The sequence below is a fragment of the Caulobacter sp. UC70_42 genome (assembly GCF_044056025.1).
In the GTDB taxonomy this organism is placed as follows: domain Bacteria; phylum Pseudomonadota; class Alphaproteobacteria; order Caulobacterales; family Caulobacteraceae; genus Caulobacter.
Genome location: NZ_CP171994.1, coordinates 1,517,301 through 1,532,707, shown reverse-complemented (window position 1 = coordinate 1,532,707; position 15,407 = coordinate 1,517,301). Strand labels below are relative to the sequence as shown.

Below are 15,407 nucleotides of genomic sequence, written 5' to 3'. Positions count from 1 at the left end.
GACAATGGCCAGGATCGATCTCACCTTGCGGATCATCCTGGCCGACCCGCCGCCGGGCGTGGTCTTTTCCAAACAGGACGCCAAGAACCACCCGGTCGATCCGGTGAGGTCAGAGGGCGACCTCTCCTTCGACATCCCGATCACCTTGACCCCGACGCCAAGCGGCCTTCGCCCCGGCGGCGGCTTCGTGCGCAACGACAGCCGCGGACGGTTCGTCTATGTGGCCTCGGGCCAAGCGGCGGGCGACTGCCAGACGGAGTGGCGGCGGCGGGCCAAGATCTACCTGCATGACCTGCCGGCCGACCTCGTCGCGGGCGAGGTTCTGGAGGCGACCATCGCCGGCCGCGCCAAGGACGGCGGGCCGGCCTGCGCCACCGTGCCGCTGCTCAGGGCGTGGGCGCGCGTCAGATCCTGACGAAATCCAGGAACACCGGCGCGCAGTCGCCCAGCTTCTTTTCCTCGTAGCGCGTGGTGACGTGGTCGGCCGGGATCGCATTGCGGTCGGCGTTGACGTCGGTAAAGCGGAAGTTCGCATCGGCCAGCACCCGCTCGGTGGTCCACTCGCCGTAATCCGCCCAGTCGGTGGCGAAGCGCAGGGCCGCGCCCGGCTTCATGACCCGCGCCAGCCTGGCGACGAACTCCGGCTGGATCAGGCGGCGCTTGTTGTGTCGCGCCTTGTGCCAGGGGTCAGGGAACATGATGAAGACCCGGTCGAGACTGGCGTCCGGCAGCCAGTCGATCACGTCGCGGGCGTCGCCCTCGTGGATGCGGACGTTCTTCAGCGCCTGCTCCTCGACGTGCCGCACGGCGCTGGCCACGCCGTTGACGAACGGCTCGGCCCCGATGACCAGGGTCTCGGGAACCCGGCCGGCCTGGGCGGCCATGTGCTCGCCGCCGCCGAAGCCGATCTCCAGCCATACGGCCTTGGCGTCCGGCATCAGGTCCAGCGGCTGGAACGGGCCCTGCGGCACGGCGATCTCGGGCAGCAGGGTGTCGAGCAACGCCTGCTGGCGCGGCTTCACCGGGCGCGCCTTGATGCGGCCGAACGAGCGCAGCGGCCCGTGGGGAATGGGAGCGGAGGTCATGGGCGGCGTCTTAGAGCTTTGAAAGCGAAATGAAAACGGGCTCCGACCCGGATGGATCGGAGCCCGTTTCGCGAGGGGTCGAAGGTGAGGCTTACGCCAGGCCCTTCAGTTCGCCCACGAGGTCGGTCTTCTCCCACGAGAAGCCGCCCTCATTGTCCGGCGTGCGGCCGAAGTGGCCGTAGGCCGCGGTGCGGGCGTAGATCGGGCGGTTCAGCTGCAGGTGCTCGCGGATGGCGCGCGGGGTGGCGCCGCCGATCAGCTGCGGCAGCACCTTTTCCAGGGCCGCCGGATCCACCTTGCCGGTGCCGTGAAGGTCGACGTGGAACGAGACGGGCTGGGCCACGCCGATCGCGTAGGCGATCTGGATGGTGCAGCGGTCGGCCAGGCCCGAGGCCACGACGTTCTTGGCCAGATAGCGGCAGGCATAGGCGGCCGAGCGGTCCACCTTGGTCGGATCCTTGCCCGAGAAGGCGCCGCCGCCGTGCGGGGCCGCGCCGCCGTAGGTGTCGACGATGATCTTGCGGCCGGTGACGCCGGCGTCGCCGTCGGGGCCGCCGATCTCGAAGCGACCGGTCGGATTGACCAGCCACTGGGTCTTCTTGGTGATCAGGCCGTCCGGGAAGATCGGCAGGATGTGCGGCTTGATCAGGTCCAGCACGCGCTTGGAGGTCGCGGCCTTGCCGTCGATCTTCTTCTTGTGCTGATGGCTCACGACGATCGAGACGACGCGCACGGGGCGGCCGTTGCCGTCATATTCCAGGGTCACCTGGCTCTTGGCGTCCGGCTCCAGCTCCGACAGCTCGCCGCTGTGACGCAGCTCGGCCAGGCGCTTCAGCACATTGTGGCTGTATTGCAGGGTGGCCGGCATCAGCTCCGGGGTCTCGGTGCTGGCGTAGCCGAACATGATGCCCTGGTCGCCGGCGCCCTCGTCCTTCTTGTCGGTGGCGTCCACGCCCTGGGCGATGTGCGCCGACTGGCCGTGCAGGAAGTTCGAGTACTTCGCCTTCTGCCAGTGGAAGCCCTTCTGCTCGTAGCCGATATCCTTGATCGCCGCGCGAACCTTGGGTTCGAGCGAGCCGAGGATGTCCTTGGTCAGCTGCTTGTTGGCCTTCTTGTCGCCATCCGGCTTGCCGGCGCGGACTTCGCCGGCCAGGACGATGCGGTTGGTCGTCACCAGGGTCTCGCAGGCGACGCGCGCCTCGGGATCGACAGTGAGAAAGGCGTCGACGACGGTGTCGCTGATACGGTCGGCGACCTTGTCGGGGTGACCTTCGGAGACGCTCTCGCTGGTGAAGATGTAGGACGAACGGCTCAAGAGACAGCTCCGGTCATGAAATTCCGCGCAGGCGGACAGGCGCCCGGTACGGCGTCAGTTAGACGGGAACCATATAAAGATATGTTTATGCGATCAAGCGGCGCTTGAGAGACTTACGCCTCGTCGTCACCGACGTCCTCGTCGTCGGCCATCGAGCGGACCAGCTCCAGGATCCGCCGGCGCACCTTCGGCTTGGTGATCCGGGGGAACAGGCTGGCCAGTTCCAGCCCCTCGGGCGTCATCAGGAAATCGTGGACGAACCCCTCGCCGCCCTCGGCCATGCCCTCGCTGGCGGTGTCAGCCAGGCCCTCGAAGAAATAGGCCACCGACGACCGCAGGCTCTTGGCGATCTCATACAGCTTGCTGGCGCTGACCCGGTTGGCCCCGCGCTCGTACTTCTGGATCTGCTGGAAGGTCAGCCCCAGGTCCTCGGCCAGCCGCTCCTGGCTGACGCCCAGGATCTTCCGGCGCATGCGGATACGCGCTCCCACGTGCAGGTCGACGGGGTTGGGGTGACGTACGGTGTCCGGCAGGTCGTTCATACCTACGCTTGATAGCTGAAATTGCGGTTTTAATTCAGCCTAAGTCTTGCAAGCGCGCAATAGAGGAAAAGGATTTACCTGCCCGCGGGCGAACTGACGCAACCGCAGATGTCAGTAGAAGCGCGAGAAACGCGAGATTCCCGAAGTTGTCGAAGGGTGTAACCTCACCTTTTCCCGGTATTGGCGCATCGATGACGCCGCTTTTGCCTAAATCGAGTCGCGCTCCCGGGACGATTCGACCACGCGCATCGATGACAGCGCTTACTCCGGTGGGCGTGGCGCGCAGGATCGGCTTGGCGCTTTCGATGGCGCGATAGCTGGCCAGATTGAGGTGCTGCAAGGGGCCGGACGTCACGCCGAACCAGGCGTCATTCGAAACATTGATCAGGACCCGGACGTTCTGATCGCTCTTGGCCAGTCCCGGGAACAGGCTCTCATAGCAGATCAGCGGCTGGACCAGCAGGTCGGGCGCGATCCGCAGCGGGGCCGGGCGCGGCCCCGTGGCGAAGCCGTCGCCCAGATGCGCCAGGCTCTTGAATCCGATCAGGGTGAGGAACGTCTCGGCCGGCAGATATTCGCCGAACGGCACCAGCCGATGTTTGTCATAGACCCCGACGACCTCGAGATCGTCGGCCGTGCGACGCAGGGCGATCAAGCTGTTGTAATAGACCGGCGCCTGGATCGCCCCCTCATAGCGATAGCCGCCGATCAGCAGCAGTTGTCCGGGGTGCAGACTGTCGATGATCGCCTGGCGGACCCAGGTCCCCGGCGCCAGATAGTCGTTGGTCGCCGGCGGGCAAGGCGCCCTCGGCCAGATGACGATGTCGGCGGGCTTGCCCTTGTAGGGCGCCGCGGTCAGCGAGACGTAGGACTGGACGATCTGAGAGAACCGGACCGCGTCCCACTTGGCGTCCTGCTGGATGTCGGCCTGGACGATACGCACGGTGATCGGGGGGCCGTCGCCCAGCGGCCGCGACTGGACCACCGCGCCATAGGCGTAAAGCGCGACAAGGGCGGCGGCGGCCGAGCCCAGCACGATCTTCCCGGCCCGACCCTCGCGCCAGGACGCTATGGACACGGCGGGGGCGGCGGCGAGGGCCAGGGTGATCCAGGTCAGGCCGTAGGCGCCGACCAGGGCGGCGGCCTGGGACGGCCAGGATCCGGCCCGCCAGGTCTCGCCCGGCAGGTTCCAGGGAAAGCCGGTCAGCACGTGGCCGCGCGTCCATTCCAGCGCCGCAAAGGCTCCAGCGAAGGTCAGGATCCGCCATGCGCCCGCCGGCCGGATCCAGCGATAGACGAGCGCCGCCAGGCCCCAGAACAGCGCCAGGCCCGAGGCCATGGCCGCCACGGCGAAGGGGGCCATCCAGCCCTGGTTGGCGGCGTCGACCATGAAGGCTTCCGCGATCCACCAGGTGCCGAGACCGAAATAGCCTAAGCCCGCCAGCCAGCCGCGCCAGAAGGCCGAGCGCAAAGGCCTGGCCGCGTTGGCGTCGTCCAGCAGATGGAGAAGACCGGCATAGCCCAGCAGGCCCGGCAGAAGGCCGAACGGCGGATGGGCCAGGGCGGCGGCGAGACCCGCGACCAGCGCCAGGACCGGCCCGCTCCAGGGCCGTTCTCGAAAGCGGGTCCAGACGTTCGTCACGAAGCCCCAAGGCCCTCGGAGACGCCCCCGCCCGCCGGCGCAACGGCGGCGTCCGGCGAGCGGCCGACACGCACCCGCACGCGGCGTACGCGACGCGGATCGGCCTCGACCACCTCGAACTCGTAGCCGTCCGGATGGGCGATGACCTCGCCGCGACGCGGCACGCGCCCGGCCAGGGCCACGACCAGGCCGGCGACCGTGTCGATGTCCTCCTCCATGTCGGAGGGGGGCCAGTTCGCGACCGAGGGCGGCTTCCAGTTCTTCCAGCGGCGCGCGGGCGTCCGCGTCGAACATCCCGCCGGGACGCGCCACGATCGCCGCCGCGGCCGCGTCGTCGTGCTCGTCGTCGATCTCGCCGACCACCGCCTCGATCAGGTCCTCCATCGAGACCAGACCGTCGGTGCCGCCGAACTCGTCGATGACCAGGGCCATGTGGATTCGACTGGTGCGCATGCGGAGCAGGAGGTCGGCGGCCTTCATCGAAGCGGGCACGTACAACGCGTCACGGCGCAGCTTGTTCAGCACGAGGTCGCCCGCGCCCGGCCGCTTGGCCTCGTCGGACAGCAGGCGGAAGATATCCTTGACGTGGACGACGCCGACGGGATCGTCGAGGGTCTCGCGATAGATCGGCATCCGCGAGTGTTCGGCCTCGGCGAACTGGGCGACGACCGTCTCGAACGGGGTCGAGAGCTCGACCGAGACGATGTCGGCGCGCGGCGTCATGACGTCGGCCACCCGCAGGGTCTGGAAAGCCTCGGCCTGGTCGACGATGTCGACGGCTCCGGTCGCGGGCGGCGGTTCGGGCGGCCGCGAAGGCTCGCCGCCGGTCAGCTGTCGGCGCATACGCCGGAAAAACGCCCGCACGCCCCGGCTCCTGCGAGCCAGACCGGCGGGCTGTTGACTAGGCTCGTCGCTGGGCATGGCCCCTGTCAGCGCCCCTCTTCATCACCGGCATAGGGATCTGGAACATCCAGACCCGCCAGAATTTCGCGCTCGAACGACTCCATGGCCTCGGCCTCTTCGTCGTCCTCGTGGTCATATCCTAGGAGATGAAGCACGCCGTGCGCCACCAGATGTTGCAGGTGATGGGCGAGAGGCTTGCCCTGTTCGGCCGCTTCGCGCGCGCAAACGCCGTAGGCCAGGGCGATGTCGCCGATCTGACCCTCGGGGTTGGCTTCCGGATTCCGGGGCGAGGGGAAGGACAAGACGTTGGTCGCGTAGTCCTTCTGGCGGAAGTCGCGGTTCAGGGCCTGGACGCTGTCGTCGTCGGTCAGCAGGATCACGATCCCCTGGCCTTCGATCTCCTCATGCGCGTCCAGCACGGCCTGGGCCGCGCGCCAGACCAGAGCCTCGGTATCCGCCTCGGCCCGGGTCCAGGCCTCGTCTTCGATCTCGATGTCGACGGTGATGGTCATCTAAAGGGGCGTACTCACTTACCGGGGCGTGCTTTGGGCCGCGTCGGCGTCATAGGCCTTGACGATCCGCTCGACGAGCGGATGGCGCACGACATCGGCCGAGGTGAAGCGCGACACCGACACGCCCTCGACGCCTTCCAGGATCGAGACGGCGTGGGCCAGGCCCGAGTCCCGCGGGTTCAGAAGATCGACCTGGGTCGGATCGCCGGTCACCACCATGCGGGCGCCTTCGCCCAGGCGGGTCAGAACCATCTTCATCTGCAGGCGCGAGCAGTTCTGGGCTTCGTCGACGATGACGAAGGCATGGGCGAGCGTGCGGCCGCGCATGAAGGCGATCGGAGCGACCTCGATCTCGAGCTTCTCCCGGCGCCGGCGCAGCTGATCGGCCCCCATGATGTCGGTCAGGGCTTCCCAGACCGGCGCCATGTAGGGGTCGACCTTCTCGTTCAGGTCGCCCGGCAGGAAGCCCAGCTTCTCGCCGGCCTCGACCGCGGGACGGGTGACGATCAGGCGATCGACCTCGCCGCGCATCAACATGCCCGCCCCATGGGCCACGGCCAGGAAGGTCTTGCCGGTGCCGGCGGGACCAAGGCCAAAGCTCAGCGGATGGCTGGCCATGGCCTCCATGTAGCGGGCCTGACCCTTGGTCTTGGGCGAGACATTGCCCTTGCGCACCGCGCGGGGCGAGGCCTGACCACCGGTCTCGTGGGCCGAGCCGATGGCGATGCGCACATCGGCCTCGACCACCTCTTCGTCGGCGTCGGCGCGGGCGGCCAGGGTCTGCAGCACCCGCTTGGCGCCGGTGCGTCCCCGCGCGTCGCCGGTGAGGGTGACGCCGCCGCCCGGGGTCTCGATCAACACCTTGAAGGCGTCTTCGATCAGGGCGGCGTGACGGCCGGACGGGCCGGTAACGGCGACGACGGCGTCGTCGGACAGCGGCAGGAACTCAGGGGTGCGGCTCAAGCGGTCTCCCAAATGGGCTGGATAGTGTCGGGATTGGCTTCCAGGACGCCGCCCAAGCTCATCTTGGCGGCGCTCTCGATGCGGACGGGCGCGATCGTCCCGATCAGGCTTTCAGGGCCCTCGGCGTGGACGGCCTGCAGATATGGGCTGCGCCCCACGATCTGGCCAGGGTGGCGGCCCGACTTCTCGAACAGCACCGGCATCACCTTGCCGACCTGCGCCGCGTTGAAGGCGCGCTGCTGCTCGTCCAGCAGCTGATTCAAACGCTCCAGGCGCTCGGCCTTGACCGCCTCGTCGACCTGGCCGGGCATGGCCGAGGCCGGCGTGCCCGGGCGACGCGAATATTTGAATGAGAAGGCCGAGGCGAAGCCGACCTCGCGGACGAGCTCGAGCGTCTTGTCGAAGTCGCCGTCGCGCTCGCCGGGGAAACCGACGATGAAGTCGCCGCTCATGGCGATGTCCGGACGGGCGGCGCGGGATCTTCTCGATCAGCTTCACATAGCTCTCGGCCGTGTGGTCGCGGTTCATGGCCTTGAGGATCTTGTCGGACCCGGCCTGCACCGGCAGGTGCAGATAGGGCATCAGCTCCGGCAGCTCGCCATGGGCCTCGATCAGGTCGTCGCCCATGTCGCGCGGGTGGCTGGTCGTGTAGCGGATGCGGTCCAGGCCATCGATCTTGGCCAGCTGGCGGACCAGCTTGGCCAGGGTCGAGCCGTCGCCGTCATAGGCGTTGACGTTCTGGCCCAGCAGGGTGACCTCGCGAACGCCCTGATCGGCCAGGCGCTTGGCCTCCTCGACGATGTCGTTCACCGGCCGCGACCATTCGCCGCCGCGCGTATAGGGCACCACGCAGAAGGTGCAGAACTTGTCGCAGCCTTCCTGCACGGTCAGGAACGCCGTCACGCCTGTCACGTGGCGCTCGGCCGGCAGGGCGTCGAACTTCTCGTCGGCGGCGAAGTCGGCGGCCAGGCGCTCGCCGGTCGCCCGGTGGGCGCGGGCGATCAGTTCGGGCAGCTGGTGATAGGCCTGGGGACCGACCACCAGATCGACCGCCTTCTGGCGATGCATGATCTCCTTGCCCTCGGCCTGGGCCACGCAGCCGGCCACGGCGATGGTCATGCGACCGCCGCTCTCGGCCTTCCGGTCCTTCATCTGCTTGATGTAGCCGAGCTCGGAATAGACCTTCTCGGTCGCCTTCTCACGGATGTGGCAGGTGTTCAGCACCACCAGGTCCGCGCCTTCCGGGTCGTCGACCACGCCATAGCCCAGCGGGCGCAGGACATCGGCCATGCGCTCGCTGTCATAGACGTTCATCTGACAGCCGTAGGTCTTGATATAGAGGCGCTTTTGCGGGGTCTCGCTCATGGGCGAGGTTATGGGGTCACGCGGCCCCTGGCGCAAGTTCGCCAGGGCCACACCCTCGCCGGATCAATCCTCCAGCGGAACGCCGTAAAGCTCCAGCCGGTGGTCGATCAGCTTGTAGCCCAGCTTGCGCGCGATGGCGTTCTGCAGGGCTTCGATCTCCTCGTCCACGAATTCGACGACCTTGCCGGTCTTCATGTCGATCAGGTGGTCGTGGTGGTGATCGGGCGTCTCTTCGTAGCGCGAGCGGCCGTCGCGGAAGTCATGGCGCTCGATGATGCCGCTTTCCTCGAACAGACGGACCGTGCGGTACACCGTGGCGATCGAGATGTGCGGATCGATGGCGTGAGCCCGACGGTGCAGCTCCTCGACGTCCGGGTGGTCGTCGGCCGACGACAGCACGCGCGCGATCACGCGGCGCTGGTCCGTCATGCGCATGCCCTTTTCGATACAGGCCTTTTCGAGTCGATCCACGGCGGAACCTCCGTCTGAGTCGCGGTCAAGATAGGCGGTCGGCCCTTAAGTGTTAAGCGCTCGCCGCATGACAAGCGCGTCCTTGGCCCCATCCGGGTGGGGATAATAGCCCTTGCGCAGGCCGACCTTGGCGAAACCCGTCGATTGGTAGAGGGCGAGGGCCCCCAGATTGTCGGCGGCGACCTCCAGGAACATCGCCTCGGACCCGGTTTCGGCGGCGATCCCGGCGGCGATTTCCACCAGCGCCGCGCCCCAGCCCCGGCGGCGGGCGGTCGGATCGACGGCGATGGTCAGGATCTCGGCCTCTCCCGCGATCGAGCGGCAGAGGATGAAGCCCTTGCTTTCGGCCGGCTCGCCGGCTTCGCCCAAGACGGCGAAAGCGCCCGGAGATTTCAAAAGGTCGTCGAACTCCAGCGCCGTCCAGGGCCGGTCGAAGGCCTTGTCGTGGAGATCGGCGAGATCGAAAGCGGCTTCGGAGCCGACGGGACGCAGGTTCATGGTTCGGATGGGGCGGCGGGCAAGGTCGCGTAGGGCGCGCGCAGATAGAGCGGCCGGGGCGAATGGCCGGGCGCGGACTTGGCGGCGGCCAGGCGCGCGACGGCGACGGGATCCGGCGCGGCCGGGGTCAGCACGGTGACGCCGCTCAGCGTGTCGGCCAGCAGCGGCGCGCCGGAGCCGACCAGGGTCGCCGGGCCGCCGGAATAGAGCTCGGCCAGACGCGCGGCGGCCTCGCCGAGGCTCAGGGCGTCCGGCGCCATCAGCGACACGTCGTCGGCGAAGACCTGGATGTAGACCTGGCTCATCCGCGCATCGATCACGGCCGCGACAAAGCCCTTGGTCCCATAGGCCAGGCTCTCCAGCGTGTTGACGCCAACACACGGGATCGACAGCGCCGTGGCCAGGCCCTTGGCGAAGGCCAGGCCCACGCGCAGGCCGGTGAATGAGCCGGGGCCGACCGTGACGCCGATGCGGGTGAGGTCCGCGAAGGCCACGCCGGCCTCGGCGGCGGCTTCCCGCGCCAGCACGCCGATCCGCTCCTGGTGGCCGCGGGTCATGGGCTCGCTGCGGGCGGCCAGCACGCGCTCGCCGTCCAGCACGGCGACCGAGCTGGCGCCGAGGCAGGTGTCGATCGACAGGATCATGGATCAGCCGGCGCCGACGACCGCGCCTTCGGCCGGACGCCAGATGAACGCGTTCAGCTGGCCCTTGGCCTTCAGGGTCGCCTCGGGCGGTACGGCCTTGCCAGTGTAGCCGGGGACGCCAAACACATAGGAGACGTTCGGGGCCTCGGGACGGACGCAGATCGTCTGGTTGATCTCGCGGCCCTCGCCCGCCCGGCACTGGTCGACGGTGAAGCCGAGGTCGGCCCACCTGGCCAGGAGTTGCTCGTCCTTGGGGCCGCGCGCGTCGCCTGCGTCGACCCGGACATAGGCGATCTCGGCTTCGTCGTTCTTGCCGATCTCGGCCAGCGGAACAGTGTTCTGCTCGACAGTGATGATCGGCTGCGCCGGGCCTTCGCCGAAGTGCAGGAAGGCCTGTTCGACCTTGGCCTTGGGGAACAACACCTTCAACGTGGCCAGATCGAAGGCGACCGAGCCGTTGATCGGCCCGACGCCGTCGTTGCTGATTTTCAGCGGGCCGCCGGCATAGGGCGCGATGGCCACATGGACCGGGGCTTTCGCGCCCGTCTCGGCGGCGGGCGCGTTGGCGGTCTCGTCCTTCTTGGCCGGCCCGCAGGCGGCGAGCATCACGAGCGGCAGGGCGAGGAGGGTGTGGCGGAGGGTCATGCGGCCGTTTTAGCCCGACGCCCCTCCGCCGTCACCCAACCTGTCGGCAAAGCCGACAGGACGCTGTTACTTAGAGTCAGAGAATCTTCGCCGCCTCGTCGAAGGCGAGCCGCGGATTGCGCGGGAACAGGCCCTCGTCCGTGCCGTGGCCGATCGAGACGATGAAATTGCTCTTGATGTTCGTGCCCGCGAAGAACTCGGCGTCGACGCCGGCGTTGTCGAAGCCCGACATGGGTCCCGCGTCCAGGCCCAGGGCCCGCGCGGCCAGGATGAAATAGCCGCCCTGCAGCGAGCTGTTGCGCAGCGCGCCCCACTCGCGGGCCGTCATGTCGCTGAACCAGTCCTTTGCGCCCGGCGCGTGTGGGAACAGCTTCGGCAGGGTTTCCGGGAAGTCGAGGTCGTAGCCGACGATCACCGTCACCGGCGCCTGCAGGATCTTGGGCGCATTCGAGCCCGACGCGAGCTTGGCCAGGCGCGCCTTGGCCTCCGGCGAGGTCAGGAAATAGAAGCGGGCCGGGCTGGCGTTGGCCGCCGTCGGGCCGAACTTCACCAACTCGTACAGCGCGTGCAGCGTTTCTTCCGGCAGGGGGGTCGGGTCCCAGCCGTTGCGGGTGCGGGCTTCGGTGAACAGCTGGGCGAGCGCGCCGTCTTCGAGCTTGGCCATGATCGATCCTTCGGGAGGCTATCTGTAACTCTATGGGTTACGATATAGCCGCCCGCGCGACGGGATCAACCCTTCGCGCTCAGAGCGTCTGCTCGACCCGGGTCACTTCCGGCACATAGTGCTTCAGCATGTTCTCGACGCCGGCCTTCAGGGTCGCCGACGAGGACGGGCAACCCGAGCAGGCGCCGCGCATGTGCAGCCAGACCACGCCGGTCTGCGGCTCGAAGCGCGAGAAGACGATGTCGCCGCCGTCCTGGGCCACGGCGGGACGGATGCGGGTGTCGAGCAGTTCCTTGATCTCGGCGACGATCTGCGAGGTTTCCTCGTCATAGACGCCGCCCTCGTCGTGGCCGCCACCCTCGCTCTGGTCGAGCAGGACAGGCCGACCGCTGGTGAAGTGGTCCATGATGGCCGCCAGGATCGGCGCCTTGAGGTGCGGCCACTGGGCGTCCTCGCCCTTGGTCACGGTCAGGAAGTCGGGACCGAAGAACACCCGCGTCACGTCGCCCAGGTCGAACAAGGCCTTGGCCAGCGGCGAGACATCGCCCTCCTCCGGCGTACGGAATTCCCGCGCGCCTTCGCCCAGCACTTCGCGGCCGGGCAGGAACTTCAGAACCTCGGGGTTCGGCGTGGTTTCGGTCTGAATGAACATGACCCTGAAATGGACCTCGCGAGGTCGCGACGCAAGACCAGGCGCCTGCCTTCACAAGTTGGTGGATTGGCGAATTTTAAAAGTGACACAGGCGTCATTTTCTGACGGTATATCTGGAAAACAACGATCCGCGGGAGGATCCCCATGAGTGATGGTTCGGTTGACCTGAAGGACGCCGCGCGAGCGGAGGCCTACGCCATGGCCCTGGAAGACATCCATGTGGCCAGCCCCGCCCTGTTCCAGGCCGACGCCATGTGGCCGTATTTCGAGCGGCTGCGGAAAGAGGATCCGGTCCACTGGTCCAAGGGCGACGAAGAGACCGGGCCCTACTGGTCGATCACCCGCTACAACGACATCATGACCGTCGACACGACCCACCAGGTCTTCTCGTCGGACGCGCACCTGGGCGGCATCACCATCCGCGACTTCGACGAGGACTTCGTCCTGCCGATGTTCATCGCCATGGACCAGCCCAAGCACGACATCCAGCGCAAGACGGTCAGCCCGATCGTCTCGCCGCAAAACCTGGGCCGACTGGAAGGCGTCATCCGCGAACGCGTCTGCCAGATCCTCGAACACCCTGCCGATCGACGAGCCGTTCGACTGGGTCGACAAGGTCTCGATCGAGCTGACCACCCAGATGCTGGCCACCCTGTTCGACTTCCCCTGGGAAGAGCGCCGCAAGCTGACCCGCTGGTCGGATGTGGCCACCGCCTCGCCCGAGAGCGGCCTCGTGGAGAGCGAAGAGGCCCGCCGCGCCGAACTGCTGGAGTGCCTGGGCTATTTCACCAATCTCTGGAACGAGCGGGTCAACCAGACCGAGCCGGGCAACGACCTGATCTCGATGCTGGCTCACGGCGAGGCCACCCGCGACATGCCGCCGATGGAATATCTGGGCAATGTCATCCTGCTGATCGTCGGCGGCAACGACACCACCCGCAACTCGCTGACCGGCGGCCTCTACGCTCTTTCCAAGAACCCGCGGGAAGAGGCCAAGCTGCGCGCCGATCCCAGCCTGATCCCGAACATGGTCTCGGAGATCATCCGCTGGCAGACCCCGCTGGCCCACATGCGCCGCACGGCGCTGGAGGACTTCGAGCTCAACGGCAAGACCATCAAGAAGGGCGACAAGGTCGTCATGTGGTACGTCTCGGGCAACCGTGACGACACGGTGATCGAGAACGCCGACGCCTTCATCATCGACCGCCCGCAGGCCCGTCGCCACCTGTCGTTCGGGTTCGGCATCCACCGCTGCGTCGGCAACCGCCTGGCCGAGATGCAGCTGCGGATCGTCTGGGAAGAGGTGCTCAAGCGCTTCCCCAAGATCGAGGTGCTGGAAGAGCCCAAGCGCGTCTACTCGACCTTCGTGAAGGGCTACGAGCGGATGATGGTGCGGATCCCCGAGCGGCTCTAGACGCCTACGCGCCTGGAGCCTTCTAGCCGTTATTTCACGCAGGTCTTGGGCGACACGGTCTGACGTTCCAGGTCCCCAAGCATGGCCAGCGCCTCGGCCTTGGCGACCGGGTGCAAGGCGCCGCGCCCCCTCCGCGACCTGGTAGTCGCAATCGAGAAGCTTGAACGGCGGCTTCTCGTCGGTCGTATGCCGCTCCACCAGCATCCGGTCGGCGGAGGTCCAGACCGAGGTCACGTCGGTCACCAGGGTCTGGCGGTCGGGCGACCGGATCCAGGTCTCGCCCTTGCCGCCGACCGAAACCTGGTAGCCGTTCGGCAGGACCTCCTTGCTGGGCATCATCGAGCCGACCATCGAGGCGATGAACAGCCCGACCGCGACCAGGACGATCAGGAAGATTATCTTCTGCCGGCTCACGGGGCCTCCACACGTCAAGTCTTGCGCGCGGGTGCGCTCTCAGGTCGCGGAGCTATCGCGTTAACGCGGCGTTGACCATACTCGCCGAACTTCTGTTAACCATGTTACAGTTCGCGCCATGAGCAACGTCCGTCCCGCCGGTTGGCCGTCCGTCCCGTCGAAGCCCGCTTCCGCCCCCGCTACGGGTCCGGCGGCGCAGACACGCGCGGCCTTCTTCCAGCAGGCCCTGGGCGACGCGGCCCCGACCCGTCCGGCCGTCGCGCCGTCGACCGTGCAGATGCAGACCATGGCCCAGCCGCAACAGCGCCAGGCGCCGCAGAAGCCGTTCGTGCAGCCGGACGCCCAGCCCACGAGGATCCTGCGCCCCGGCTCGCTGCTGAATATCGTGGTCTAGCCCAGAGAGGCTCAGGCCGCCTTCTTGGCGGCCTTGTCCTTCTTGGGCTTCTTGTCCTTCTTCGGGTTTTTCGGCCTTGGGCTTCTTGGCCTTGGGCTCCGGCTCGGCCGGGTGCAGCTCGGCGCCGGCCATGTCGGACAGCAGGTCGAGGAAGCCCTCGCGCTTGCCGGGCTTCAGCAGGGCCAGGATGCGGGCGTCGGCCATGCCGACCATCGGACGGATGGCCTCCAGGGCCTCGCGGCCGGCGTCGGTCAGGCGGACGCTGTTGGCGCGGGCGTCCTCGCTGGAGCGCTGGCGCTCCAGGTGGCCCTTGGTGATCATGCGGGCGACCATGTCGGCCAGGGTCGAGCGGTCGATGCCGGTGGCGCGGACCAGGGCCGTCTGGGTGACGCCCTCGTTCTCGGCCACGGCGGCCAGCACGGCGAACTGGCGCTGGGTGACCCCCGCCTCGCCGCACTCCTCGGCGTAGATGTCGAGCGCCAGTTGCAGGACCCGGTGAAGCAGGTGGCTGGGCGAGCGCTCCAAGAGACCCCCGACCGTCTTTTCGCCCTTGCTCTTGGCCATGCTCGCGCCCCCGTTTCCGCAGGCCGTGCTCGGCCGACGGACGAAAGGTAGCACCTTTACACGTCGATTTGACGACAACGGTCCGTGGACGGTGGAAACGGCGCCTCTAGAAACCGGCGTCCGGCGGCTCGACCGCGGCCGGCTCGTCGCCCTTGGCCATGTGCTTCATCATGAAGGGCACCTGGGTGGCGACGAACACCAGGGCGAGCGGCAGCAGGCCGAGGCGGAACTTCACCCAGGTGTCGGTGTCCTGGGTGTTGCGGACGATCTCGTTCAACAGAGCCACGACGCCGAAATAGCCGCCGTAGCGCAGGGTCAAGGTGCGCCAGGCCGCGTCGGACAGGTGCAGGGCCTCGCCCATGATCAGCTTCAGCGGCTGGCGGCCCGTGAAGACCCCGCCGAACAGGAAGGCGGCCAGGGCCAGATTGATCACCGTGACCTTGATCTTCACGAAGACGTCCGAGTGGAAGATCAGGCCCAGCGCGCCGAAGATCAGCGCCATGCCGCCGAAGAACAACGGCAGCAGGGCCAGGCGGCGCTCGACCGCGAAGCCGATGGCCAGCGCCGCGGCCGAGGCGGCGACCAGCACCCAGGTCGCCTTCTGGAAATCCTTGGTGACGAAATAGGCGACGCCGAAGGCGATGGCCGCGCCATAGTCGACGACCGTCCGGACCCAGCCGTTGCTCTTCTTCTCGGTCTCAGCGGGCGCTTCGCTCACGG

15 protein-coding genes and 4 pseudogenes are annotated in these 15,407 nt (G+C 67.6%); 3 read left to right on the top strand and 16 right to left on the bottom strand.

Annotated features, from left to right (window positions below; genetic code table 11):
• The first annotated feature begins 4 nt into the window (after positions 1-4).
• Positions 5-415 carry a DUF5990 family protein gene (locus ACHMW8_RS07965; protein WP_395445202.1) on the top strand — a complete coding sequence of 137 codons (411 nt, stop codon included), beginning with the start codon at positions 5-7 and terminating at the stop codon, positions 413-415.
• Here the strand turns inward: ACHMW8_RS07965 and trmB are convergent.
• The 14 genes and pseudogenes from trmB to ACHMW8_RS07895 all read right to left on the bottom strand — a co-directional run bounded on the left by trmB (position 405) and on the right by ACHMW8_RS07895 (position 11,901).
• Positions 405-1,085, bottom strand: coding sequence for a tRNA (guanosine(46)-N7)-methyltransferase TrmB (gene trmB / locus ACHMW8_RS07960; RefSeq protein WP_395445201.1), 681 nt, complete (start codon positions 1,083-1,085; stop codon positions 405-407). The two genes, ACHMW8_RS07965 and trmB, sit on opposite strands and share 11 nt — an antisense overlap.
• A 91-nt stretch (positions 1,086-1,176) precedes the next feature.
• Positions 1,177-2,400 (bottom strand): methionine adenosyltransferase, encoded by a 1,224-nt coding sequence (gene metK / locus ACHMW8_RS07955; RefSeq protein WP_395445200.1) that lies wholly within the window; start codon positions 2,398-2,400, stop codon positions 1,177-1,179.
• 113 nt (positions 2,401-2,513) lie between these two features.
• Positions 2,514-2,942, bottom strand: a complete 429-nt coding sequence (locus ACHMW8_RS07950; protein WP_395445199.1) for a helix-turn-helix domain-containing protein — start codon at positions 2,940-2,942, stop codon at positions 2,514-2,516.
• Between the two features lie 34 nt (positions 2,943-2,976).
• Positions 2,977-4,584: an apolipoprotein N-acyltransferase gene (gene lnt / locus ACHMW8_RS07945; RefSeq protein WP_395445198.1), complete on the bottom strand. Its 1,608-nt coding sequence runs from the start codon at positions 4,582-4,584 to the stop codon at positions 2,977-2,979.
• Positions 4,581-5,505, bottom strand: a pseudogene (locus ACHMW8_RS07940) (transporter associated domain-containing protein). Before ACHMW8_RS07940 ends, lnt begins: the two are co-directional and overlap by 4 nt.
• 8 nt (positions 5,506-5,513) lie before the next feature.
• The gene (gene ybeY, locus ACHMW8_RS07935) at positions 5,514-5,981 is read right to left on the bottom strand and encodes an rRNA maturation RNase YbeY (protein ID WP_395445923.1); all 468 of its coding nucleotides are present in this window, start codon (positions 5,979-5,981) and stop codon (positions 5,514-5,516) included.
• A gap of 36 nt (positions 5,982-6,017) precedes the next feature.
• Positions 6,018-6,962: a PhoH family protein gene (locus tag ACHMW8_RS07930; protein WP_125158897.1), complete on the bottom strand. Its 945-nt coding sequence runs from the start codon at positions 6,960-6,962 to the stop codon at positions 6,018-6,020.
• A pseudogene (gene miaB, locus ACHMW8_RS07925) lies at positions 6,959-8,327 on the bottom strand (tRNA (N6-isopentenyl adenosine(37)-C2)-methylthiotransferase MiaB). Before miaB ends, ACHMW8_RS07930 begins: the two are co-directional and overlap by 4 nt.
• A 63-nt stretch (positions 8,328-8,390) precedes the next feature.
• Positions 8,391-8,798 carry a Fur family transcriptional regulator gene (locus ACHMW8_RS07920; RefSeq protein WP_125158899.1) on the bottom strand — a complete coding sequence of 136 codons (408 nt, stop codon included), beginning with the start codon at positions 8,796-8,798 and terminating at the stop codon, positions 8,391-8,393.
• Between the two features lie 45 nt (positions 8,799-8,843).
• Entirely contained in the window at positions 8,844-9,296 is a 453-nt protein-coding gene (locus tag ACHMW8_RS07915) for a GNAT family N-acetyltransferase (protein ID WP_125158900.1), read from the bottom strand.
• Positions 9,293-9,940: a tRNA (adenosine(37)-N6)-threonylcarbamoyltransferase complex dimerization subunit type 1 TsaB gene (gene tsaB, locus ACHMW8_RS07910; protein WP_395445197.1), complete on the bottom strand. Its 648-nt coding sequence runs from the start codon at positions 9,938-9,940 to the stop codon at positions 9,293-9,295. The genes ACHMW8_RS07915 and tsaB overlap by 4 nt, the downstream gene beginning before the upstream one ends.
• Before the next feature lie 3 nt (positions 9,941-9,943).
• A complete protein-coding gene (locus ACHMW8_RS07905; protein ID WP_395445196.1) occupies positions 9,944-10,585 on the bottom strand; it encodes a DUF1131 family protein in 642 nt (213 codons plus the stop codon).
• 76 nt (positions 10,586-10,661) lie between these two features.
• Entirely contained in the window at positions 10,662-11,249 is a 588-nt protein-coding gene (locus ACHMW8_RS07900; RefSeq protein ID WP_125158903.1) for a malonic semialdehyde reductase, read from the bottom strand.
• Between the two features lie 79 nt (positions 11,250-11,328).
• Complete coding sequence (locus ACHMW8_RS07895) at positions 11,329-11,901, bottom strand: NifU family protein (RefSeq protein ID WP_125158904.1); 573 nt, start codon at positions 11,899-11,901, stop codon at positions 11,329-11,331.
• A gap of 144 nt (positions 11,902-12,045) precedes the next feature.
• Between ACHMW8_RS07895 and ACHMW8_RS07890 the strand changes: the two are divergent.
• A pseudogene (locus ACHMW8_RS07890) lies at positions 12,046-13,315 on the top strand (cytochrome P450).
• 532 nt (positions 13,316-13,847) lie between these two features.
• Positions 13,848-14,123, top strand: coding sequence for a hypothetical protein (locus ACHMW8_RS07885; RefSeq protein WP_125158907.1), 276 nt, complete (start codon positions 13,848-13,850; stop codon positions 14,121-14,123).
• Between the two features lie 11 nt (positions 14,124-14,134).
• Here ACHMW8_RS07885 and ACHMW8_RS07880 read toward each other — a convergent pair.
• Both ACHMW8_RS07880 and ACHMW8_RS07875 read right to left on the bottom strand, forming a co-directional pair.
• Positions 14,135-14,687 (bottom strand): annotated as a pseudogene (locus ACHMW8_RS07880) (MarR family winged helix-turn-helix transcriptional regulator).
• A 106-nt stretch (positions 14,688-14,793) separates the two neighbouring features.
• Complete coding sequence (locus ACHMW8_RS07875) at positions 14,794-15,405, bottom strand: inner membrane-spanning protein YciB (protein ID WP_125158909.1); 612 nt, start codon at positions 15,403-15,405, stop codon at positions 14,794-14,796.
• Positions 15,406-15,407 lie beyond the last annotated feature (2 nt).